The sequence below is a fragment of the Streptomyces sp. NBC_01498 genome, assembly GCF_036327775.1.
Taxonomy (GTDB): Bacteria; Actinomycetota; Actinomycetes; order Streptomycetales; family Streptomycetaceae; genus Streptomyces.
In genome coordinates, this window is sequence record NZ_CP109598.1 from 4,702,080 (window position 1) to 4,722,662 (window position 20,583).

17 protein-coding genes and 1 pseudogene are annotated in these 20,583 nt (G+C 70.8%); 6 read left to right on the forward strand and 12 right to left on the reverse strand.

The genetic code is table 11. The features are described from left to right. Window positions 1-38: 38 nt before the first annotated feature. The 5 genes from OG875_RS20105 to OG875_RS20125 all read right to left on the reverse strand — a co-directional run bounded on the left by OG875_RS20105 (window position 39) and on the right by OG875_RS20125 (window position 4,423). Window positions 39-1,004, reverse strand: a complete 966-nt coding sequence (locus OG875_RS20105; protein WP_330177827.1) for a glycine betaine ABC transporter substrate-binding protein — start codon at window positions 1,002-1,004, stop codon at window positions 39-41. 50 nt (window positions 1,005-1,054) lie between these two features. Further along, window positions 1,055-1,897, reverse strand: a complete 843-nt coding sequence (locus OG875_RS20110; RefSeq protein ID WP_330175601.1) for an ABC transporter permease — start codon at window positions 1,895-1,897, stop codon at window positions 1,055-1,057. After that, complete coding sequence (locus tag OG875_RS20115) at window positions 1,894-3,123, reverse strand: betaine/proline/choline family ABC transporter ATP-binding protein (RefSeq protein WP_330177828.1); 1,230 nt, start codon at window positions 3,121-3,123, stop codon at window positions 1,894-1,896. Before OG875_RS20115 ends, OG875_RS20110 begins: the two co-directional genes overlap by 4 nt. A gap of 91 nt (window positions 3,124-3,214) precedes the next feature. Further along, window positions 3,215-3,862: an ABC transporter permease gene (locus OG875_RS20120; RefSeq protein ID WP_330175602.1), complete on the reverse strand. Its 648-nt coding sequence runs from the start codon at window positions 3,860-3,862 to the stop codon at window positions 3,215-3,217. A 42-nt stretch (window positions 3,863-3,904) separates the two neighbouring features. Continuing rightward, complete coding sequence (locus OG875_RS20125; RefSeq protein ID WP_330175603.1) at window positions 3,905-4,423, reverse strand: Lrp/AsnC family transcriptional regulator; 519 nt, start codon at window positions 4,421-4,423, stop codon at window positions 3,905-3,907. A gap of 132 nt (window positions 4,424-4,555) precedes the next feature. Here OG875_RS20125 and hppD point away from each other — a divergent pair, with 132 nt between their 5' ends. Continuing rightward, complete coding sequence (gene hppD / locus OG875_RS20130) at window positions 4,556-5,710, forward strand: 4-hydroxyphenylpyruvate dioxygenase (RefSeq protein ID WP_330175604.1); 1,155 nt, start codon at window positions 4,556-4,558, stop codon at window positions 5,708-5,710. 121 nt (window positions 5,711-5,831) lie between these two features. On the opposite strand, the gene OG875_RS20135 is transcribed toward hppD, so the two are convergent. From OG875_RS20135 to OG875_RS20155, 5 genes are all read right to left on the reverse strand, one after another. Then, window positions 5,832-6,602 (reverse strand): amino acid ABC transporter ATP-binding protein, encoded by a 771-nt coding sequence (locus OG875_RS20135; protein ID WP_330177829.1) that lies wholly within the window; start codon window positions 6,600-6,602, stop codon window positions 5,832-5,834. A gap of 77 nt (window positions 6,603-6,679) precedes the next feature. Continuing rightward, window positions 6,680-7,465, reverse strand: a complete 786-nt coding sequence (locus tag OG875_RS20140; RefSeq protein WP_330175605.1) for an amino acid ABC transporter permease — start codon at window positions 7,463-7,465, stop codon at window positions 6,680-6,682. A 13-nt stretch (window positions 7,466-7,478) separates the two neighbouring features. Next, a complete protein-coding gene (locus OG875_RS20145) occupies window positions 7,479-8,246 on the reverse strand; it encodes an ABC transporter substrate-binding protein (protein WP_330177830.1) in 768 nt (255 codons plus the stop codon). 257 nt (window positions 8,247-8,503) lie between these two features. Further along, window positions 8,504-10,153 carry a hypothetical protein gene (locus tag OG875_RS20150; protein WP_330175606.1) on the reverse strand — a complete coding sequence of 550 codons (1,650 nt, stop codon included), beginning with the start codon at window positions 10,151-10,153 and terminating at the stop codon, window positions 8,504-8,506. 80 nt (window positions 10,154-10,233) lie between these two features. Then, on the reverse strand, window positions 10,234-11,916 hold the full coding sequence (locus OG875_RS20155; protein ID WP_330175607.1) for a tetratricopeptide repeat protein: 1,683 nt from the start codon (window positions 11,914-11,916) through the stop codon (window positions 10,234-10,236). Between the two features lie 98 nt (window positions 11,917-12,014). Between OG875_RS20155 and OG875_RS20160 the strand changes: the two genes are divergently transcribed. Continuing rightward, entirely contained in the window at window positions 12,015-13,427 is a 1,413-nt protein-coding gene (locus OG875_RS20160) for an FAD-binding oxidoreductase (protein WP_330175608.1), read from the forward strand. A gap of 82 nt (window positions 13,428-13,509) precedes the next feature. Here OG875_RS20160 and OG875_RS20165 read toward each other — a convergent pair whose 3' ends face one another. Further along, window positions 13,510-13,995: an SsgA family sporulation/cell division regulator gene (locus OG875_RS20165; RefSeq protein ID WP_330175609.1), complete on the reverse strand. Its 486-nt coding sequence runs from the start codon at window positions 13,993-13,995 to the stop codon at window positions 13,510-13,512. 232 nt (window positions 13,996-14,227) lie between these two features. Between OG875_RS20165 and OG875_RS20170 the strand changes: the two genes are divergently transcribed. Both OG875_RS20170 and OG875_RS20175 read left to right on the forward strand, forming a co-directional pair. Further along, entirely contained in the window at window positions 14,228-15,757 is a 1,530-nt protein-coding gene (locus OG875_RS20170; RefSeq protein WP_330175610.1) for an RDD family protein, read from the forward strand. Between the two features lie 99 nt (window positions 15,758-15,856). Continuing rightward, entirely contained in the window at window positions 15,857-16,600 is a 744-nt protein-coding gene (locus OG875_RS20175) for an RDD family protein (protein ID WP_330175611.1), read from the forward strand. Here OG875_RS20175 and OG875_RS20180 read toward each other — a convergent pair. Then, the gene (locus OG875_RS20180) at window positions 16,586-16,861 is read right to left on the reverse strand and encodes a hypothetical protein (RefSeq protein WP_330175612.1); all 276 of its coding nucleotides are present in this window, start codon (window positions 16,859-16,861) and stop codon (window positions 16,586-16,588) included. The two genes, OG875_RS20175 and OG875_RS20180, sit on opposite strands and share 15 nt — an antisense overlap. 394 nt (window positions 16,862-17,255) lie before the next feature. Here OG875_RS20180 and OG875_RS20185 point away from each other — a divergent pair, with 394 nt between their 5' ends. Together OG875_RS20185 and OG875_RS20190 are read left to right on the forward strand one after the other, a co-directional pair. After that, entirely contained in the window at window positions 17,256-19,667 is a 2,412-nt protein-coding gene (locus OG875_RS20185; RefSeq protein WP_330175613.1) for an immune inhibitor A domain-containing protein, read from the forward strand. 124 nt (window positions 19,668-19,791) lie between these two features. Then, window positions 19,792-20,088 (forward strand): annotated as a pseudogene (locus tag OG875_RS20190) (hypothetical protein); the annotation flags it as partial. Window positions 20,089-20,583 lie beyond the last annotated feature (495 nt).

The following is a 20,583-nucleotide window of genomic DNA, read 5'->3' on the forward strand; positions in this document are numbered from 1 at the left end:
AACCACTCCTTCGGGCTTCGGGAACGCCCCCGTCCGGCTCAGCCCTCCTTGATGAACCCCTCCTCGATCAGCCAGTCCTTCGCCACCTCGTGCGGATCCTGGCCCTCCACGTCCACCTTCGCGTTCAGCGTCTGCGCGATGCCGGTGGTGAGCCGCTCGGTCAGCGGGTCGAGCAGCCCCGCGATCTCGGGGTACTTCTTGTACGTCGCGCTGTGGATCACCGGCGCCGCGTTGTAGTTCGGGAAGAAGTGCTTGTCGTCGGTGACCGTGTCCAGATCCATCGCCTTGATCCGGCCGTCCGTCGTGAACACCTCACCGGTCAGGCAGGAGTCGGACTCCGAGACCTGCGTGTAGATGATTCCGGCGTCCATTTTCTTCACGCTGGACGCGGGGATCTTCATCCCGTACGCCTTCACCATTCCCGGCAGCCCGTCGTCCCTGGACGCGAACTCGTTCTCCACACAGATCGAGACCGCGCCCGGCTCCTTCTTCGACAGGGCGGCGACGTCCGACATCGTCTTCAGCTTGTACTTCGCGTTGTTCCGCTTGCTGATGCCCAGCGAGTAGGTGTTGTTGAGCGTGGACTGCGGCAGCCAGGTCACGTCGTGCGCGCGGTCCGCGTCCCGTACCGCCGCCCACTGCTCCCGCGAGTCGACGATCGGCTTCGCGTTGCCGAGGTACGTGATCCAGGCCGTGCCCGTGTACTCGTACATCGCGTCCGCGTCGCCCTTGACGATGGCCTCGCGCGCGCTGATCGAGCCCGGCAGATTCGTCCGGTCCACGACCTCCGCGCCCGCCGCCTTGAAGATCAGACCGATCATCTGGCCGAGGATGATGTTCTCGGAGAAGTTCTTCGACGTCACCGTCAGCGAGGCCCCCTTGAGGGGTTCGCCCTTGCCGATCGAGCCGGGCGCGACCTCGTCCACCAGCGGCGAGCCGCTCTTGAGACCGCATCCGCTCAGTGCGGCGGCGCTCAGCATCAGCGCCAGCCCGCCCGTCACCATCTTGCGGCGCGCCTTCCGGCAGCCGTACCGCGTTACACGTGTCCGTCGCATCAGCGCTCCTCCAGTCCGCGCGGGGTGAGCACCACTTCGACCAGCGACGCCAGCCAGTCCACCAGCAGCGCCAGCGTCACCGTGAGCACCGAGCCGAGGACCAGCACCGGCATGCGCTGTGTCTGGATGCCCGAGGTGATCAGGTCGCCGAGCCCGCCGCCACCGCCGAAGGTGGCCAGCGTCGCCGTTCCGACGTTGAGCACCAGCGCCGTCCGTACGCCCGCGAGTATCAGCGGCACGGCCAGCGGGAGTTCCACCTTGGTCAGGGTGGCGAGCGAGGACATCCCGATCCCGCGCGACGCCTCCACCATCTGCGGATCGATGGCCCGCAGGCCCGCCACGGTGTTGGCGAGCACCGGCAGCACCGCGTAGGCGACCATGCCGACGATCGCCGTCGAGGGTCCGATGCCCAGCCAGATCACCAGCAGCGCCAGCAGTCCGATGGCCGGCGTCGCCTGGCCGATGTTGGCCAGCGCCGTCACCAGGGGCGCCGCCCGCGACAGCCCGCGCCGGGTCAGTGCGACCCCCAGCGGAATCGCGATGACCAGCACCCAGAAGGTGGAGATCGCGGTCAGTTCGACGTGCTGCCACAGGCGCAGCGTCACATTGCCGTCGGCGAGCGAGTTCCGGGCGATCGAGTCGAGCGTGACGTTCGTGATCCACACGTATGTCAGGACCAGGACGACCGCGACCGACGCGGGCACCGTCAGCAGCTTCGCGCGGGTGATCCGGCGTTCGGGAGCGGCGGGCGGTGTGTCCGGCGCCGGCTTCTCGGCGACGGGGGCCGGTTCCCCGGCGTCGTACCCGCCCGCCGGGCTTGCCTCCTGCGGGGGAGAGGTCATGCGTCCGCACCGCCCTCGGGCCCCTGGCCCGCCCGTTGCCGGCGCTGGTCCGCCAGCTCGTGCTGGTGCTCGAAGGCGGTGAGCCGGTCCGCCTCCAGCATTTCCTGGACGGACGTCATCAGCGTCGCCATGTCGACGACCCCGATGTACTCGCCGCGCCGTCCGGTCACCGCGACCCGGCCGCCGCTGTCGGTCAGCACGGCCTCCAGCGCGTCGTGCAGGGTCGCGTCCCTGGTCACGGTGTCCTGCACCAGCTGTCCCGCGTTGGCGAGCGAACCCTTGGCGCGCGAGAGGTCGCCCCGGCGCAGCCATTTGTACGGGCGGTTCTTCCGGTCCAGCATCAGCAGTTCGTTGTGCGGGCCGCTGCTCAGCTTGTTGAAGATCGACTGGAGCGGGTCCTCGACCGTCACCGTCGGGAACTCGGCGATCTCCACCTCCCTCACACGTGTCAGGTTCAGCCGCTTCAGCGCCGCCCCCGCGCCCACGAAGCCCGACACGAAGTCGTCGGCGGGGTTGGTGAGGATCGCCTCCGGGGTGTCGAACTGGGCGATCTGCGAACGCTCCCGCAGGATCGCGATCCGGTCGCCGAGCTTGATCGCCTCGTCGAAGTCGTGCGTCACGAACACGATCGTCTTGTGCAACTCGTGCTGAAGCCGGATCAGTTCGTCCTGGAGATGGTCACGGGTGATCGGGTCGACCGCGCCGAACGGCTCGTCCATCAGCAGGACGGGCGGGTCGGCGGCGAGCGCCCGCGCCACGCCCACCCGCTGCTGCTGCCCGCCGGAGAGCTTGCGCGGGTAACGGCCGTGGAACTCGCGCGGATCGAGCCCGACGAGGTCGAGCATCTCCTCGACGCGGTCCTTCACCCGGGTCGCGGACCAGCCGATCATCTTGGGGACGAGCGCGATGTTCTCGGCGACCGTCATGTGCGGGAAGAGTCCGGACGACTGGATCGCGTAACCGATCTGCCGGCGCAGCTTCACCGGGTCCATGTCGGTGACGTCCTCGTCGTTGATCCTGATCCGCCCGGACGAGGGCTCGATCAGCCGGTTGATCATCTTGAGGGTGGTGGACTTGCCGCAGCCGGACGGGCCGACCAGGATCACGGTCTCGCCCGCCTTGATCTCCATGGAGACGTTGTCCACGGCGGGTTGGGAGCCACCCGGATAGCGCTTGGTGAGCCCGTCGAGGTGGATGGTGGCGCCACTCGTGGAGGCGGCACCGATCCCGGACGCCGCGCCCTCCGTGGACGTGGACGTGGACGTGGCGACGCCGTCCGTGGACGGCGAACCGGTCGGTGATGTTTCGGCGGTCTTCTCAGACACGTATCCCCCTCGGGATGGTGAGCCGGCCGAGCAGGACGTACGCGGCGTCGAAGAGCAGGGCGAGTATGACGATGCCGACCGTGCCGGCGAGGACCTGGTTGATGGCGTTGGCGCTGCCCAGCGAGGCGATCCCGCGGAAGATCTCGTTGCCGAGGCCGGGTCCGGAGGCGTACGCGGCGATGGCGGCGATGCCCATCAGCATCTGCGTCGAGACACGGATGCCGGTGAGGATCGGCGGCCACGCGAGCGGCAGCTCGACCTTCAGCAGCCGGGCGGTACGGGACATGCCGATGCCCTTGGCCGCGTCGACCAGGTCCGGGTCCACCCCGCGCAGTCCGACGACGGCGTTGCGGACGACGGGCAGCAGCCCGTACAGGGTCAGCACGATCACGGTGGGCGCGACGCCCAGGCCGACCAGCGGGATGAGCAGGCCGATGGCGGCCAGCGACGGAATGGTCATCACGGCCGCCGTGGAGAGGACCGCCAGATTGCCGCCCCAGGGGCTGCGGTAGGTCAGGACGCCGATGGCGACGCCCAGGACGGTGGCGATGGCCATGCACTGGAAGACGGCGCTGGCGTGCTGGAACGAGTCGGTGAGCAGTTGCTGGTGGCGGTTGGCCAGATAGTCCCAGAAGTCCACGGCGCTCCTCTCTGGTGTTTCGTAGTGGTTCGGGGTGGTACGTCATGCGTCGGCCGGTCGGGTGATCGGCCGTTCGTACGACCGGTCGCCGTCGGTGTCCCGAGCGGCCTGTTCCACCAGGGGGATGATCCGCAGCGGGACGGGGTTCTCCATGACGATGGCCGTGGAGGACCGCTGAATCCCTTCAAAACCGACAACCCGGTCGATCACGCGCTGAAGATCGGCGTTGGACCGGGCGACAAGTCGGCAGAACATATCTCCAGTTCCGGTGGTGGTATGCAGTTCGAGTACCTCGGGAACACCACTCAGATGGGCGCGTACATCCGCGCCCTGGCCCTGCTTGATCTCCAGGGTTGCGAACGCCGTGACGGGGTAGCCGAGAGCGGCGGGGTCGACGTCCGGGCCGAATCCCCGGATGACCCCGTTCGCCTGGAGGCGGTCCAGCCGCGCCTGTACGGTGCCGCGCGCGACCCCCAGCCTGCGGGACGCCTCCAGCACCCCGATGCGCGGCTCCCGGGCCAGCAGCACGATGAGCCTGCCGTCGAGTCCGTCGATTCCCATGGCGCCTCCTGGGGCGGTCGGTGGTGGGCATCCTGTGCAGATGGTCCGGTGTGCCCGGTGCCTTGCTGTACAGACTGCCCAGTGAATACGCGAAGTGTTGCGCACCTTGCGGATCGGCGGGACGCTGCGGTCATGGCAGATACCTCGGTGAACCTCGATTCCGTCCCGTCCACCGCGCGCGACGCCGACCCCTTCCCGGTCAAGGGGATGGACGCGGTCGTGTTCGCCGTCGGCAACGCCAAGCAGGCGGCGCACTACTACTCGACGGCGTTCGGCATGAAGCTGGTCGCCTACTCCGGCCCGGAGAACGGCAGCCGTGAGACCGCCAGCTACGTCCTCACCAACGGCGCCGCCCGCTTCGTCCTGACGTCGGTCATCAAGCCGACGTCCGAGTGGGGCCGCTTCCTGGCCGACCACGTGGCCGAGCACGGCGACGGCGTGATCGACCTCGCCATCGAGGTCCCGGACGCCCGCGCCGCGTACGCCTACGCCACCGCGCACGGCGCCACCGGTCTTGAGGAGCCCTACGAGGTCAAGGACGAGCACGGCACCGTGGTCCGCGCCGCCATCGCCACGTACGGCCGCACCCGCCACACCCTGGTCGAGCGGACCGGCTACGACGGCCCGTACCTGCCCGGCTACGTCACCGCCGCCCCGATGGTCGCGCCCCCCGCGAAGCGCACCTTCCAGGCCGTGGACCACTGCGTGGGCAACGTCGAGCTCGGCCGGATGAACGAGTGGGTGACCTTCTACAACAAGGTCATGGGCTTCACCAACATGAAGGAGTTCGTGGGCGACGACATCGCCACCGAGTACTCCGCCCTCATGTCGAAGGTCGTGGCCGACGGCACCCTCAAGGTGAAGTTCCCGATCAACGAGCCGGCGATCGCGAAGAAGAAGTCGCAGATCGACGAGTACCTGGAGTTCTACGGCGGCGCGGGCGTCCAGCACATCGCGCTCGCGACGAACGACATCGTCGCCTCCGTGCGCGCGATGCGGGCGGCCGGCGTCCAGTTCCTCGACACCCCCGACTCGTACTACGACACGCTCGGCGAGTGGGCGGGCGAGACCCGGGTGCCCGTCGAGACCCTGCGCGAGCTGAAGATCCTCGTGGACCGTGACGAGGACGGCTACCTGCTCCAGATCTTCACCAAGCCGGTCCAGGACCGGCCGACGGTGTTCTTCGAGATGATCGAGCGCCACGGCTCGATGGGCTTCGGAAAGGGCAACTTCAAGGCCCTGTTCGAGGCGATCGAGCGCGAGCAGGAGAAGCGCGGCAACCTCTGACGATCCGCCGGTTCACGTCCGGCGCGCGGTCCGGACGCGCGGTCCGGTACGCCGTTCCCCCGGAACACGGCGCGGCCCCACGGGAACTCCCGTGGGGCCGCGCCGTGTTCGTACGAGCCGGCTACTCCTTCGCGTTCCGCGGTCCGCCCTCCGCCAGCCCCGCCGCCGCCGGGTCGAGGACACGGGAGAGGAAGGACTGGGTGCGGGCGTGGCGCGGTGCGCCGATCACCTGCGCCGGGGGGCCGTCCTCCACGATGACGCCGCCGTCCATGAAGACGACCCGGTCGGCCACCTCGCGGGCGAAGCTCATCTCGTGCGTGACGACGAGCATCGTCATCCCCTCGTCGGCGAGCGAACGCATCACCGCGAGGACATCACCCACCAGCTCCGGGTCGAGCGCCGACGTCGGCTCGTCGAACAGCATCAGCTCCGGGTCCATCGCCAGCGCCCGTGCGATCGCCACCCGTTGCTGCTGACCGCCGGAGAGCTGGGCGGGATAGGACGACTCCTTGTCGGTCAGACCGACCCGGGCCAGCCGGTCGCGGGCGACCCGCGCCGCCTCCGTCTTGTCACGGCCCAGCACCCGGCGCTGAGGGAGCGTCAGATTCTGAAGCACCGTCAGATGCGGGAAGAGGTTGAACGACTGGAAGACCATCCCGATGCCGCGCCGCACCCGGTCGATGTCCACGTCCGGGTCGGTGACCTCCGCGCCGGCCACCAGGACCGTGCCCGACGTCGGCTCCTCCAGCCGGTTCACACAGCGCAGCAGCGTCGACTTGCCCGAACCGGACGGGCCGATGACACACACCACCTCGCCGCGCCCCACCGTGAAGTCGATGCCCGTGAGGACCTTCAGCGAGCCGAACGACTTGTGCAGATCGCGTACTTCGATCGCGGGCGCCGCACCGGACGTCTCCGCGGGAGCCGCCTCCGGACCGGTCGTGGAGGACTTCTCCGGTTCCACCGCGCTCACCTCGCCCTTGCCGTACGCGCTTCGAGCCGCCGGACCAGATGGCCGAGCGGCAGGGTGATCACCAGGTAGCAGAGACCGGCGATCAGGATCGGGGTCAGGCTGCGGTTCTGGTTCAGGGCGTCCCGGCCGAACTTGGCCAGCTCGTACTGGGACAGCGACAGACCCAGCAGGTAGACCAGTGACGAGTCCTTCGTCAGCAGGATCAACTCGTTGGTCAGCGGCGGCAGTACGATCCGCAGGGCCTGCGGGATGACGATCGAGATCATCGCCCGGCCCTGCGACATCCCGAGCGAACGCGCCGCCTCCGTCTGCCCCTTGGGCACGGCGAGGATGCCCGCCCGGATGGTCTCCGCCATGTACGCGGCGCCGACCAGGCCCAGGGCCAGCATCACCGTCACGTACTGGTTGAGCGCCACCTGGAAGGCCAGCGGCACACCGAACCCGAGCGCGATGAAGACGAGCAGCGCCGGCACGCCCCGGAAGAACTCGATGTAGACGACGGCCAGCCAGCGGTACGGCGGGACCTGGGAGAGCCGCATCAGCGCGAGCAGCAGTCCCAGGGTCAGCCCGAAGCCGAAGCCGAGCAGGGTGTAGACGACGGTGTTGACCAGCGCCGTCGTGATGATGTCGGGGAACTGCGCCTTGGCGACCTCGACGTCGAAGAACGCCCGCTGGATCTCGCCCCAGTCGGCGGCCAGGGCGACGAAGAGCAGCACGGCGGCCAGTACGGCGTACTGAACGCCCCTGATGGCACGGGTCCGTTGTCGGCGGGTCATGGACATCGGTGGTGGCCCCTCAGTTCTTCGGAGCGGCGGGGAACCACTTCGCGTATATCGCGTCGTACCGGCCGTCCGACCGGGCCGCCTCGATCACCTTGTCGACCTCCGCGCGCAGCGCGTCGTTGCCGGTCCGCACGCCCACGCCGTACTTCTCGCCGGTCTGGAACTCGGCGGTGACCTCGGTGTCCGGGTTCTTGCGCACGTACTCGAAGAGGACACCGTTGTCGTTGACGGCGGCGTCGACCTGGCCGGTCTTCACGGCCGTGAGCAGCAGCGCGAGGTCTTCGAACTGGACGGTCTCCACGCCCTTGCCGTTCTTCTTCGCGTACTCCTCGCCCGTGGTGCCCTGCTGGACGCCGAGCTTCTTGCCCTTCAGGGTCGCCAGCGAGTCGAACCCCGCCCCCTTCTTGGTGACCAGGGCCTGGGTGGCGTCGAAGTACGGCACGGAGAAGTCCAGGTTCTCCTCCCGTACGGGGGTGATCGTCATCCCGGCGGCGGCGACGTCGCACTTGTTGGCGTTGAGGTCCTCACCCGTCTGGATGCCCTCGAAGGGCGTGTCGACGATCTCCTGGGTGACCTTGAGTTCCTTGGCGACCAGATCCACCAGGTCGACGTCGAAGCCGACGATCTTGTCGCCCTGGCGGGACTGGAAGGGCTCGTACGGCAGATGGGTGCAGGTCGTGAGCTTGCCGGGGTTGACCAGTGACACCTTCGAGCCGTCCGACGCGGTCGTCTTGGTGCTCGTGCACGCCGTCAGTGCGACGAGTGCGGCGGCGGTGGCTATCACGGGCAACGCGGTACGCGGGGACAAGACGCCTCCAGGGCGGGGGACGGACGACAGGGGACATGGTGTGCGAGTTGCGCCGATCTTGCCACCGGAGATGCCGGATGTCTCCTGATCAGGCGCGGGGTTAACCGGGTCGTCACACCGGACGAACCGGCCTCGTGCGTCACACCGGACGACCCCGTCCCGTGCGTCGCACGAGCGGAGCCGTCCGGTCCGGTCGGGTCGCACGAGCGGAGCCGTCCGGTCCGGTGGGGTCAGACGATCGGACTGGTCTGTGTGCAGTTCTTCCACTCCACCCAGGGGCGCGCGCCGCCGTTCTTCGGCCCCGTCGCGTACGTCGGGTCCCCGGTGATCGTCTGTTCCTTCTCCTCGTGCGTGATGTCGATGCCGAACAGCTTGAAGCCCATGGTCACCTGACCGGCCGAGATGCCGAAGCCGATGCCCAGCGACGCGTTCCACCAGTCGGTGTTGGCGTTGTAGTCCAGCCGCGACAGCTTGCCCTTGTCGTGCAGCAGCCGCTCGATCGGCCCCGCGTCGGGTCCCGGCACCTCCGCCGCGTCCGACGGGGTCGGCAGGGCGTCGGAGGCGGGGAAGTCGCCCCGGCCGCGCAGCCAGTCCTCGACGAGCTTGCTGTCCGGGTCGTTGTCCAGGACCAGCTCCGCCGACTCGGTGTGGATCTGCGACTGGATGGTGCCGCCGCCCCCGCCGACGTCGATGGTCACCGGCGTACCGGGCACGTTGGCGCCCGCGCCGACCTGGACGCCGGCGCCCGCGCCGTTCTCCTCGCTGGTGGTGATCACCATCTTCTGCGGGCGGTGCTCCCTGCCGTCGCGCTCCTCCTGGTCGTACGTCGCCGCGTCGTACGTCACGGCCACCTGCTGCATGCGGGTGGCCTTGCCCTGGGCGACCTGACCGCCCTTGCCGTCGACGGTGAAGGTGTAGACGAAGGTGATCTTCCCGGCGTCCGGCCCGGTGTTGGTCCGCAGGACCACGACGTCCTCGGTCATCGAACCGGTCAGCCCGTCGCCCGAAACGCTGCCGAGGTCCGTGGACTTGCCGTTGGCGTCCTTGCCGCCGGCGCCCTTCTTGAAGGACTTGCCGAGGCTCAGACCGCCCGACGCCTCGGTGGTGGTCTTGGTGATGTCGACGTCCGGCATCCGCTCCGGATTGGCCGCCTGCATCTGCGAGACGGCGTTGTTCTTGCACCCGACCTGGCTGATCGGCGAGACGGGGGAGCCGATCATGGCGTCGCACACGTCCGACTGCTTGAGGGCGGCGGCGAACTCCTCGGCGTCGGCGAGGTTCGCGGCGAGATCGGCCTGCGGGTCGTCGCTCTTGTTGCTCGCGAACACCCACTGCCCGCCCTGGCCCTTGCCCTTGCTGTACGTGCCGTTGAGCGAGGCGCTGCCGCCCCAGTCCTTCAGCCCCGGAATGCCCGCCGAGACGCTGGCGGTGACACCGACGCTGCTGTCGGTCACCCGTTCCAGGGTGACCGTGCCGTCCGACCACTGCTGGACCTTGAGCTGTTCCGAGCCGCTGATCTTGATGAAGACGATCTGGATGACGACCGTGGTCTTGGTCTGATCCTGGGAGAGCAGGCACTTCGCGGGCTGGAACGGGTCGCCCGGCGGGCCGTCGGGTATCTCGCCGTCCCCGTCGTCCCCGTCGCCGTCCTCCCCGCCGTCACCGGAGTCGCACTCCTCGGGGCCGTCGGCCGCGTTGACGATCCGGCACACCGCGTCGTCCAGGGCCACGGCGGTGTCGGCGGGGACGGCGACCGCCACGATCGCGGCGACGATCGCCGCGACGACGCCGATCAGCGCGACGTACTCGACACCGCCCTGACCGCGCTCCCCCCACCGCCGCCGTCGCCGCGGTTCCTGTGCACGTCGCGCGCCGTTCATCCGGACTCCTCGCCCCAGCTGTCTCCGCTTCCCCCGGCCGGGAGGAGACTAAGGACGAGGGCGGGCCCAGACGCAGGGCCTCAGGGCCCAGTTACGGGCCCACCTCGGGCGTCCGGTCGGCTGAGGGCGGCGGAAGATGCCGATACGGGCGGAGTGCCCACAGCCCCGGACCCGGACCCGGCCCCGGACCCGGCCACGGCCACGGCCTCGGCCACGGACCCCGCGCCCGAACCCTGCCCGGACCCCGCGCCCGAGGACGACACGGACCCCGCCCCGGACGGCGCCGGCCGCCGTTCCGCCGAGGACGCGGCACCCGACGGCGTCGCGGACGGCGCCGTCAGCGGCGTGCTCTCCCCGTCGCCGTACATGTCCTTCGGACCGCCGTCCGGCAGTTCGCCCAGCGCCACCAGCGCCGCGCGCGCCCTCGGCGCCAGCAGCGGCGAGAACCACGGGTTCGTCCGCAGCGCCTCCTCCAGATGGCGGCGCGCCTGGCCGTCCATCCCCAGCGCGCGCTCGATCTCCCCCCGGTGGTACGCGAACAGCGCGCTGCGCATCCCCTGTTCCGTCGCCCTCTTCGCGTACGGCAGCGCCTTCCGGGCGTCCCCCGTCCGGTACAGCGCCCAGCCCAGCGCGTCCGACACCCGCATACCGCGATGGCCGCGCCGCCACTCGGCCTCCAGCCGCTCCACCGCCGCCCGCGCGTCGCCGTGGTCGGTCTCGTAACGGGCCAGCGGCAGCTCGTCGTTGACCCCGTCCGCCCGCGCCCGCGTCGTCCGGTCCCGCAGCAGCGCGTACGCGCTCCTGGCGTCCCCGTCCAGCTTCAGCGAGTCGTACAACTCGCCCATTTCCAGGGCGTATTCAGGCAACGGGCGCTCCGCGACGGCCGCCTGGTAGTCCTGGACCGCCTCGTGCCCGCGCCCCAGCGCCGCCCGCGCCCGCGCCCGTCCCACCAGCGACGGATGGTGGTCCGGCGCGGTCCTCAGCGCCGCGTCGTAGTGCCGCAGCGCCTCCTTCGGCTCGCCCCGCTCCCAGGCCAGCCCGCCGAGGGCGTGCAGCGCCTCCGCCCGCTCGGCGGTCGTACGCGCCTGCGACAGCGCCTCGTCCGCCTTGGCCGCCGCGTCCTCGCGCCATCCCCGGTCGCGGTAGACCCCCGACGACACGGACAGCACCAGGGGAGTGCCGGGGCGCAGCGCCCGCAGGGTGTCGAGCGCCTTGCCGGCCTTCGCGTAGTCGCCGAGCCCGTTGTACGCCTCGACGAGGACCGGGTACGCCGTCCAGCGCGCCGGGTCCGCCTTCCGTACCGCCTCGCCCCAGGTCCGGGCCGCCGCGTGGTCGTGGCGCGCGTTCGCCAGCGAGGCCAGGCCCACCGCGGCCGCCGGATTGCGCCGTTCGCCGGGGGCGAGGGTGAGCGAGCGGCGCAGCGCCCGTTCGGCCTTCGGGTAGTACGCGGTGTCCGCGCGCAGCCCGCCGCGCTCCACGTACGCCGCGCCCAGCACCGCCCAGGCGCCCGCGTCCTTCGGGTGGTCCCGCAGCCATGCCTCGCGGTCCCGGATCAGCGCCGCCACGTCCGGCAGGGAGGCGGGCGCGCCCGCGCCGACGGCGGCACTGGCCCGCGCCTCGGGGCCCGGCGCGGGCGGCGCCTGTTCCCGGTCGGGTACGAGGACGAGGACGCCCGCGACGAGGACCGCCCCCACGGTGCCGGCCAGCGCGGTGCGTCGGATGTGCCTCATGTGCTGCGCGTGCAGGGAGTCCGTGGCGTCCATGTAATTACTGTGCGTCAATACGACCACCACACCTGGTTGTGCGCGGGTGGATCGCAGACGGGTTCACACCGATGGCCCCGGAGTGCCACGCTGGGCCCATGGACGATCTCGTCGCGGACGCGCCCCCCACCTTCCCCGCCGCCACGGACGGTCTGCTCGCCGAGCTGCGAGCCGGTCTGCCCGCCGAAGCCCTGATCACCGACCCCGACATCACCGCCTCCTACGCCAACGACATGGCAAGTTTCTGCGAGGCGGGCACCCCGGCGGTGGTCGTCCTGCCGCGCACCGTCGAGCAGGTCCAGCACGTCATGCGCACCGCCACCGCGCTGCGCGTCCCCGTGGTCCCGCAGGGCGCCCGTACCGGACTGTCGGGCGCCGCCAACGCGTCCGAGGGCTGCGTCGTGCTGTCCCTGATCAAGATGGACCGGATCCTGGAGATCAACCCGGTCGACCGGATCGCCGTGGTCGAGCCCGGTGTCGTCAACGCCGTGCTCTCCCGCGCGGTCGGCGAACACGGCCTGTACTACCCGCCGGACCCCTCCAGCTGGGAGACCTGCACCATCGGCGGCAACATCGGCACCGCGTCCGGCGGGCTGTGCTGCGTCAAGTACGGCGTCACCGCCGAGTATGTGCTGGGCCTGGAGGTCGTCCTGGCCGACGGCCGGCTGCTGACCACCGGCCGGCGCACCGCCAAGGGCGTCGCCGGATACGACCTCACCCGGCTGTTCGTCGGGTCGGAAGGCAGCCTCGGGGTCGTCGTCAAGGCCGTGCTCGCGCTCAAGCCCCAGCCGCCCCGACAGCTCGTGCTGGCCGCCGAGTTCGCCTCGGCGTCCGCCGCCTGCGACGCGATCTGCCGGATCATGGAACGCGGCCACACCCCCTCCCTCCTGGAGCTGATGGACCGCACCACCGTCCGCGCCGTCAACTCCCTGGCGAACATGGGCCTTCCGGAGACCACCGAGGCCCTGCTGCTCTGCGCGTTCGACACCGCCGACCCGGCCGCCGACCTCGCCGCCGTCGGTGAACTCTGCACGGCCGCCGGGGCCACCGAGGTCGTCCCCGCCGACGACCCGGCCGAGTCCGAACTGCTGCTCCAGGCACGGCGGATGGCGCTCGTCGCGCTGGAGGCCGTCAAGGGCACGACGATGATCGACGACGTGTGCGTGCCCCGCTCACGGCTGGCCGAGGTCCTGGAGGGCATCGACCGTATCGCCGCCAAGCACGACCTGACGATCGGTGTCTGCGCCCACGCGGGTGACGGCAACACCCATCCCACGGTCTGCTTCGACGCCTCGGACGCGGACGAGTCCCGCCGGGCCCGCGAGTCGTTCGACGAGATCATGGCGCTCGGCCTGGAACTGGGCGGCACCATCACCGGCGAACACGGTGTCGGCGTCCTGAAGAAGGAGTGGCTCGCCCGCGAACTCGGCCCGGTCGGCATGGAGTTGCAGCGCGGCATCAAGAAGACGTTCGACCCGCTGAACCTCCTCAACCCCGGAAAGCTGTTCTGAACCGCCCTACCGGCACACCGACCGGGCAGCGGACCGGACCCGGGCGACCGGGCCCGGCCCCCGAGCCGCACCGCCCCGCGCCTCAGGACCCGGCGTCCGGCGACTCGTCCGACGCCGGGTCCCGGCGCGGGGCGCTCGGCCACAGATCGTCGGCCGGCGTCGGGGCGAGCAGCCGCTCCAGCCCCGCGTCCATCCCCAGCAGTTCCGCCTCCGAGCCGGGCGGCACCACCGTCAACGTCCGCTCCAGCCACGCCGAGACCGCCGCCGACGACGCCTCCAGCAGCGCGTCGCCGTCCGGGGACGACAGCGCCACGCTCAGGACGGCCCGCCCGTCGATCTTCGTGGGCCAGATCCGTACGTCACCGTAACCACAGGGCCGGAACACCCCTTCGACCAGAAGTTCGCGTGCGAACGTCCAGTTGACGGGAGTGTCCGAGCCGATGTGAAAGGTGATGTGCACGGCGAACGGATCGTCCGACCGGTACATCAGCCGGGCCGGGACGGGCACGGTGCGCTCGGGCGAGAGCACCAGATCGATCTCCAACTCACGTTCCACCACGGTGTCCATGTCAGACGCGTCCTTCCTCGTACCTCGCCCCGGGGAGTGGGCCTACCGATGGAGAGCGCCGACTCCCGCCGCCATGACGCGACTTCGGGAAGGAAGGTGCCCCCGCGACGTACCGTGACTCGTTCGTGACCGGATGGGGGTCCAAACGGCCGGATGGGCCCAGGGCCATGCGGTGGTCTGATAGATGTGGACCCTTGCATTGAGCCCATCGAAGAGATACGGGACCACGGTGATGAGCGCCCCGACCTCGGCGACCGGAGACGGCAGCCCTTCCCCCGGCTTCTACCCGGACCCGTCCATCCCCGGATACGTCCGCTACTGGAACGGCGGCTCCTGGGTGCCCGGCACCAGCCGCCCCGCGCCGGGGGCCGGTGAGGACCTCCCCGAGGAGCCCCACGGCGGCCCGGCGGCGCCCGCCGTGCCCGCCGCCCGGCGGACCCCGGCCCCCTCCGTCGAGGAGACGGGGCCGATGTTCTTCGACGAGGACGACCCCGCCGGGACACCCCGTCAGGAACCCGCCTCCGTCTGGCAGGCCGACACCCGGCGGCAGACCGGCTTCGGCGGCGACCGTGACGCGCGCGTCTCCTGGGGCGAGAGCGGCCGGAACACCCCGGCCGCACCGGACCCGGACGAGGCCGCCCGGGACCCCCGGTACGACTCGCGGCTCCCCGGCCGGACGGCGGAACCCGCGGCCGATCCCACCGGCGGCGCGCTCCCCGGCGTACGGTCCGCGGGCCCGGCCGCCGGGTCGGACCCCGATGACGACGACTCACCTCCCCGCGAGGGCACGGTCGCCATCCGCGTCCCGCGCCCCGGACGCGGCGGCCCGGACCGGACCGGCGAGGGCGGCATCCCCACCGACGGCACCGTCACCATCCGCCCGGCGGGCGGCGCCCGGGGCGAACAGGCCACCGGCCGCACCGGACAGACCGACGGCACCATGGCCCTGCGCGCCCTGCGCCGCGCCGCCGCCGGGCGCGCGCCCGTCCCGCCGCCCGCCCAGACGCCCGCGCCGCCGCCGGTGACACCCGACGCGCCGCAGGCCCGCTCGATGCAGCCGCCCGCCGGCCCGCCCGCCGCCGGCCCGCCCGCCGCCGGCCCGCCCGCCGCCGGCCCGCTCGCACCCGGCCCCGGCGGCGGCGCCCCGTCCTGGGCCCAGCAGGCGCACCCGCTCACCCCGTCGCAGCACGGCGCGTCCGGCGGTGCCGCCGGACAGCCGGTCGTGCCCTGGCGGCCCCCGGCCGACGACCCCTTCCTGCGGGCCGCCCAGGCCCAGGCGTCGGCCCGCCCCGCCGGACTCGGCAAACGGTTCGCCGCCCGGCTGATCGACACCGTCGTCCTCCTCGCGATGGTCGGCGCCGCCTCCGTACCCCTGGTGTCCAGGGCACTCGCGCACATCGACGACAAGGTCGAGGCGGCGAAGCAGACCGGTGAGACCGTCACCGTCTGGCTGATCGACGGCACCACGGCCGGCCTGTTCGGCGGGGTCCTCGCCGCGCTGCTGCTCATCGGCGCGCTGTACGAAGCACTCCCGACCGCCGCCTGGGGCCGCACGCTCGGCAAGAAGCTGTGCGGACTCCAGGTGCGGGACATCGAGTCGTTCGAGACGCCCACCTTCGGCGCCGCGCTGCGCCGCTGGCTCGTGTACGGCCTGCTCGGCGTGCTCGTCGTCGGTGTGCTGAACGTGCTGTGGTGCGTCTTCGACCGGCCGTGGCGGCAGTGCTGGCACGACAAGGCGGCCCGCACGTTCGTCGCGGGCTGACACCCGGTCACCCGGGCGGGGGCGCGGTCCCGCCCGGGGGCTCGTCCGAACGGCGGGTGATCCGTTGCGGGCATCGGTACGGCGCGGTGCACTGCCCCCATGAGCAACGATCAGCCGACGCCCGGTCAGCCGCCCGACGACGACCCGCTGCGCAAGCAGCCGCCGCCCGACGGGCCGCCGCCGCCCGGTGGCCCGCCCCCGGGCGGCGGTCCGGCACCGGGCTCCGGCGAGCCGTACGGCGGCTCCCAGCCACCTCCGCCGGGCAGCCCGTACGGCGGAGCCGACCCGCCCCCGCCGGGTGACCCCTACGGCGGCTCCCCGCCCCCGCCCCCCGGCGACCCGTACGGCCGAAACGATCCGCTCCGGGGCATGCCGCCCCTCGCGTCCGTGGGCAAACGCATCCTCGCGCGCATCGTGGACTGGATCATCGTCGCCGTCCCGCTCGCGCTGATCAGCATCCCGTTCAACGTCTACACCCACTGGTCGAACGAGTCGAACAGCTGGAACGACACCGTCAACGGCATGAACGGCGGCGGCCAGTGGGTCTTCCGGATCATCGCGCTCATCGCGTACGTCGGCTACGACACGGTGATGACCCAGCGCGGGGGCCGGACCATCGGTAAAAAGCTCTTCAAGATTCGCGTGGCGATGCTCAACGACGGACGGGTGCCCGACTCACGCGCCTCGTTCCTGCGGGCCGTCGTGCTGTGGGTCCCCGCCCTGGTGTGCTGCGCCTGTCTGTGGCCGCTGCTGATCCTGCTGCTGCTCCTGCTCGACCGGCCCTACCGGCAGGGCCTGCACGACAAGGCCGCGCGCACCGTCGTCGTGTCAGCGCCGCAGTGACGCCGGGACCCGGGTGTCCGCGGCGGACGGCGATCCGGCCGTATTCCTCGCGGACGCGGGGGAGTCGGCGGCTCGAGCCGCACCCGCCGGACGCCCCGGAACCGCCTTCACCGAGACCAGAACACCGAGACAGAGACCTACGAACCCGACAACCGAGACGCCGACGACCGACGTGATGCCGGAGAGCAGCAGCATCGCGAGTGTGGAGAGGACGACGGTGGCGGAACCGTACGCGAGCTGTGCGGCAGTCGGACGCGGCATGGCTGTATCCGTCCCTCGGGGCGATCGGGATTGATGTCGGGGGGTGTTGGGTCTCTCGCGTGGCTGCGCGGAGTCGCTCGATGACACGACCCTACGACGCTCCATGCCCGGCGCGAATCGACACTAAGCATGACCTCACCCCCGAGGCCGGTGCATGGGGGGCGCACGGAGTCACACACCCCTCTGTATGACAGACCGGTGCGCCTGGTGTCCGATTGCGGAACGTCCGGATACCGGAACCGGACTCGTGCATAGTGCACTTGGCTTGTTCAAGTCAAGGGCTGTCTTTTCTCCGTCAACTCCGGTCGAATGTCGTCACTTGTGACGCGCACCCCGCGCGCGGACCCCCACACAACGGTCCGCGAACCCCGGGTGCGGGGAGAGGAAACATCAAGTGACCATCAATCGAGGGGCGTTCAGAACGTCCGCGGTGCTCGTGGCCCTTGCCACGGCCGCCGCGACGGCTGCGACGCTCGCCCCGGCGCAGGCCGAGGGCAACCCCACATCGGGTCCGGCGAGCATCGAGCGCCGCGACCCGGCGCCGCAGAAGGGCCAGCACCAGCACGATCTGGAAGGCCCGTTCAGCAAGCAGCGCAAGCAGCAGCGCAAGGCCGCCCTGGAGCAGGTTCTCAAGGGCGACAAGAAGATCACCAAGCGCGGCGGCTCCCAGGTCGTCAAGCTCGACGACAAGAAGTACGTCGAGCTGGGCCGGGAGAAGACCGACAAGATCTTCACGATCCTGGTGGAGTTCGGCGACGAGGTCGACAACACGACCATGTTCGACCCGGACGGTGCGGACGGTCCCGAGGCGCCGATCAAGAAGTTCGGCGGCGAGCCCGGCCCGCAGCACAACGAGATAGCCCAGCCCGACCGGAAGGTGGACAACTCCACCGCCTGGCAGGCCGACTACAACCAGAAGCACTTCCAGGACCTCTACTTCGGTGAGGGCAAGGGCTCCGCGGCCCAGCCGAAGGAGTCGCTGAAGACCTACTACGAGAAGACCTCGTCCGGCCGTTACTCGGTCGACGGCGCGGTCTCCGACTGGGTCAAGGTCAAGTACAACGAGGCCCGTTACGGCTCGAACTACTGCGGCGACTCCAACTGCGCCAACGTCTGGGACGCGGTCCGCGACGGCACCACCGCGTGGGCCGAGGACCAGAAGGCCAAGGGCCGTACCGACGCCCAGATCAAGGCCGACCTGGCGACGTACGACCAGTGGGACCGCTACGACTTCGACGGCGACGGCGAATTCAACGAGTCCGACGGCTACATCGACCACTTCCAGATCGTCCACGCGGGCGAGGACGAGTCGGCCGGCGGCGGCGCCGAGGGTGAGAACGCCCTGTGGGCGCACCGCTGGTACGCCTACGGCACGGACGCCGGCCGTACCGGCCCGGCGGACAACAAGTCCGGTGGCACGCAGATCGGCAACACCGGCATCTGGGTCGGCGACTACACGATGCAGCCGGAGAACGGCGGACTCGGCGTCTTCGCGCACGAGTACGGCCACGACCTCGGCCTGCCCGACCTGTACGACACCGCGGGCGGCGAGAACTCGACCGGCTTCTGGACGCTGATGTCCTCCGGTTCCTGGCTCGGCCGGGGACAGGGCTCCATCGGTGACCTGCCGGGCGACATGACCGCCTGGGACAAGCTCCAGCTGGGCTGGCTCGACTACGACGAGGCCAAGGCCGCGACGGCGTCGACCCACAAGCTGGGCGTCTCCGAGTACAACACGAAGAACCCGCAGGCCCTCGTCGTCGAGCTGCCCAAGAAGCAGGTCACCACCACCATCGCGAAGCCCGCCGAGGGCGCCACGCAGTGGTGGAGCGACATGGGTGACGACCTCAAGAACACCCTCACCCGCTCGGTCGACCTCACCGGGAAGTCCGGCGCCACGCTGGAACTGACCGGCTGGTGGGACATCGAGGCCGACTACGACTACCTGTACGCCGAGGTGTCGGAGGACGGCAGCAACTGGGTCCCGGCCGAAGGCACCGCCGACGGCAAGGCCATCACCCGTGACGCGGGCGACAAGCCGGCGCTGACCGGTGTCTCGGGCACGAACAAGAAGCTCGTCTACGCGCTGGACGCGTACGCGGGCAAGAAGGTCGACATCCGCTTCCGTTACCAGACGGACGGCGGCGTGGCGGGCAAGGGCTTCACGGCCGACGCGATCAGCGTCGTCGCCGACGGGACCCCGCTCTTCACCGACAACGCCGAGACGGCGGACGCGGCCTGGACCACAGGTGGCTTCTCCCGCATCGGTGAGTCCTTCACCCAGGACTACGACCAGTTCTACCTCGCGGAGAACCGGCAGTACGTCAGCTTCGACACGACCCTGAAGACGGGGCCGTACAACTTCGGCTTCGCCGCGCCGAAGGCCGACTGGGTCGAGCACTACCCGTACCAGAACGGCCTGATGGTCTGGCTCTGGGACACCTCCCAGAAGGACAACAACACCAGTGTCCACCCGGGCAAGGGTCTGGTCCTTCCGGTGGACGCGCACGCCAAGCCCATGAAGTGGGCCGACGGCACGCTCATGCGCAACCGCATCCAGGCGTTCGACTCCACGTTCAGCCTGTACCCGACGGATCTCTTCCAGCTGCACAAGGCCGGCAAGGCCAAGTGGATCCTCCCCCAGCTGGGCAAGCCGGTCTTCGACGACCGCAAGGGCACCTACTGGTACGAGGAGAACCCGACCGCCGGTGTCGACGTTCCTGACACCAACACCAAGATCTCCATCGTGAACGAGCCGCTCAATGGCTCCACGATGACGGTGAAGGTGGACCGCTCGACCAAGTAACGGTCATCGTTGCAGGTCAAACCATGATCGGCCGTCGCCCACTAGCGGGGTGGCGGCCGATCGTGTTTAGGTGCGTCCTACTGACTCTTATTGACGCGACGTCTCACGGGGGATGAGGACACACATGGCAGGCGGAGGTTTCAGCAGGCTCCCGACCGGGACCGTGGTGGTGGCACTGACCGTGCCCAGCCCGGTGGCCGAAGGCCGTACGGTCCGGATCCTGGTGCACGCGAGAAACCGGGCCCGCGCCCTGACCAGGCTGCGGAACCTCGGACTGCGCGCCGTCTACCTCCGGGGCAACGCGGAACCGCCCACCCCGGACGAGATCACGGCGGTGCTCCACCATCCGGACGGCCTGCTCTGGCGGGGCACCCCGGAGCGCGCGCAGGAGCTCTGGCAGCCGATACGGTCCCTGCTGCGCCCCGCCCGGCGCTACGGCCCACCGGACGCCCACCACACCCGCCCAGGCGAGCGCACCCCCCCACAGCCGCCCCCACGACCAGCCCCGGGCCCCTTCCCGACACCCTCCCCACCCGAGCGCCGCCCTGGCGGCGTGACGGACGTCAGCGCCGCGTAGGGGCGCCGAGCCGGGCGTTTCATGGGCCGGAGGCGGGCGGCCCGGCGGGCACGGGCGTCGGCTCTGTGCCTGCCGCCGCGTGGCGCTCGTAGCTCCGCCCCGATCCCCGGACCGCACGCCGGAGGCGGTCCGTTCCGACGGACGTGGGCCTCCGCCTAGGGGCCGCCGAGCCGGGCGCGTGATGGCCCGGAGGCGGGCGCGCCTGGCGGGCCCGTCGGCCCGCTGCCGCAGGGCGCTCCCCGGACCGGCCCGGGGAGCCCGCGGCCTCGCCGGTCGCAGGCGCTACGCGGACCACCGGCCTGCCCGTCAGGCCCCTGCCCGTCGCCTGGCGGCGTGACG

Coding starts and splice junctions, on each gene's coding strand:
- OG875_RS20180 (WP_330175612.1), bottom strand. CDS start 16,861: ATGCCGCGTCCGACTGCCGCACAGCTCGCGTACGGTTCCGCCACCGTC.
- OG875_RS20165 (WP_330175609.1), bottom strand. CDS start 13,995: ATGGACACCGTGGTGGAACGTGAGTTGGAGATCGATCTGGTGCTCTCG.
- OG875_RS20160 (WP_330175608.1), top strand. CDS start 12,015: ATGGACGATCTCGTCGCGGACGCGCCCCCCACCTTCCCCGCCGCCACG.
- OG875_RS20175 (WP_330175611.1), top strand. CDS start 15,857: ATGAGCAACGATCAGCCGACGCCCGGTCAGCCGCCCGACGACGACCCG.
- OG875_RS20125 (WP_330175603.1), bottom strand. CDS start 4,423: ATGGGAATCGACGGACTCGACGGCAGGCTCATCGTGCTGCTGGCCCGG.
- OG875_RS20150 (WP_330175606.1), bottom strand. CDS start 10,153: ATGAACGGCGCGCGACGTGCACAGGAACCGCGGCGACGGCGGCGGTGG.
- OG875_RS20105 (WP_330177827.1), bottom strand. CDS start 1,004: ATGGTGACGGGCGGGCTGGCGCTGATGCTGAGCGCCGCCGCACTGAGC.
- OG875_RS20170 (WP_330175610.1), top strand. CDS start 14,228: ATGAGCGCCCCGACCTCGGCGACCGGAGACGGCAGCCCTTCCCCCGGC.
- OG875_RS20140 (WP_330175605.1), bottom strand. CDS start 7,465: ATGTCCATGACCCGCCGACAACGGACCCGTGCCATCAGGGGCGTTCAG.
- OG875_RS20155 (WP_330175607.1), bottom strand. CDS start 11,916: ATGGACGCCACGGACTCCCTGCACGCGCAGCACATGAGGCACATCCGA.
- hppD (WP_330175604.1), top strand. CDS start 4,556: ATGGCAGATACCTCGGTGAACCTCGATTCCGTCCCGTCCACCGCGCGC.
- OG875_RS20110 (WP_330175601.1), bottom strand. CDS start 1,897: ATGACCTCTCCCCCGCAGGAGGCAAGCCCGGCGGGCGGGTACGACGCC.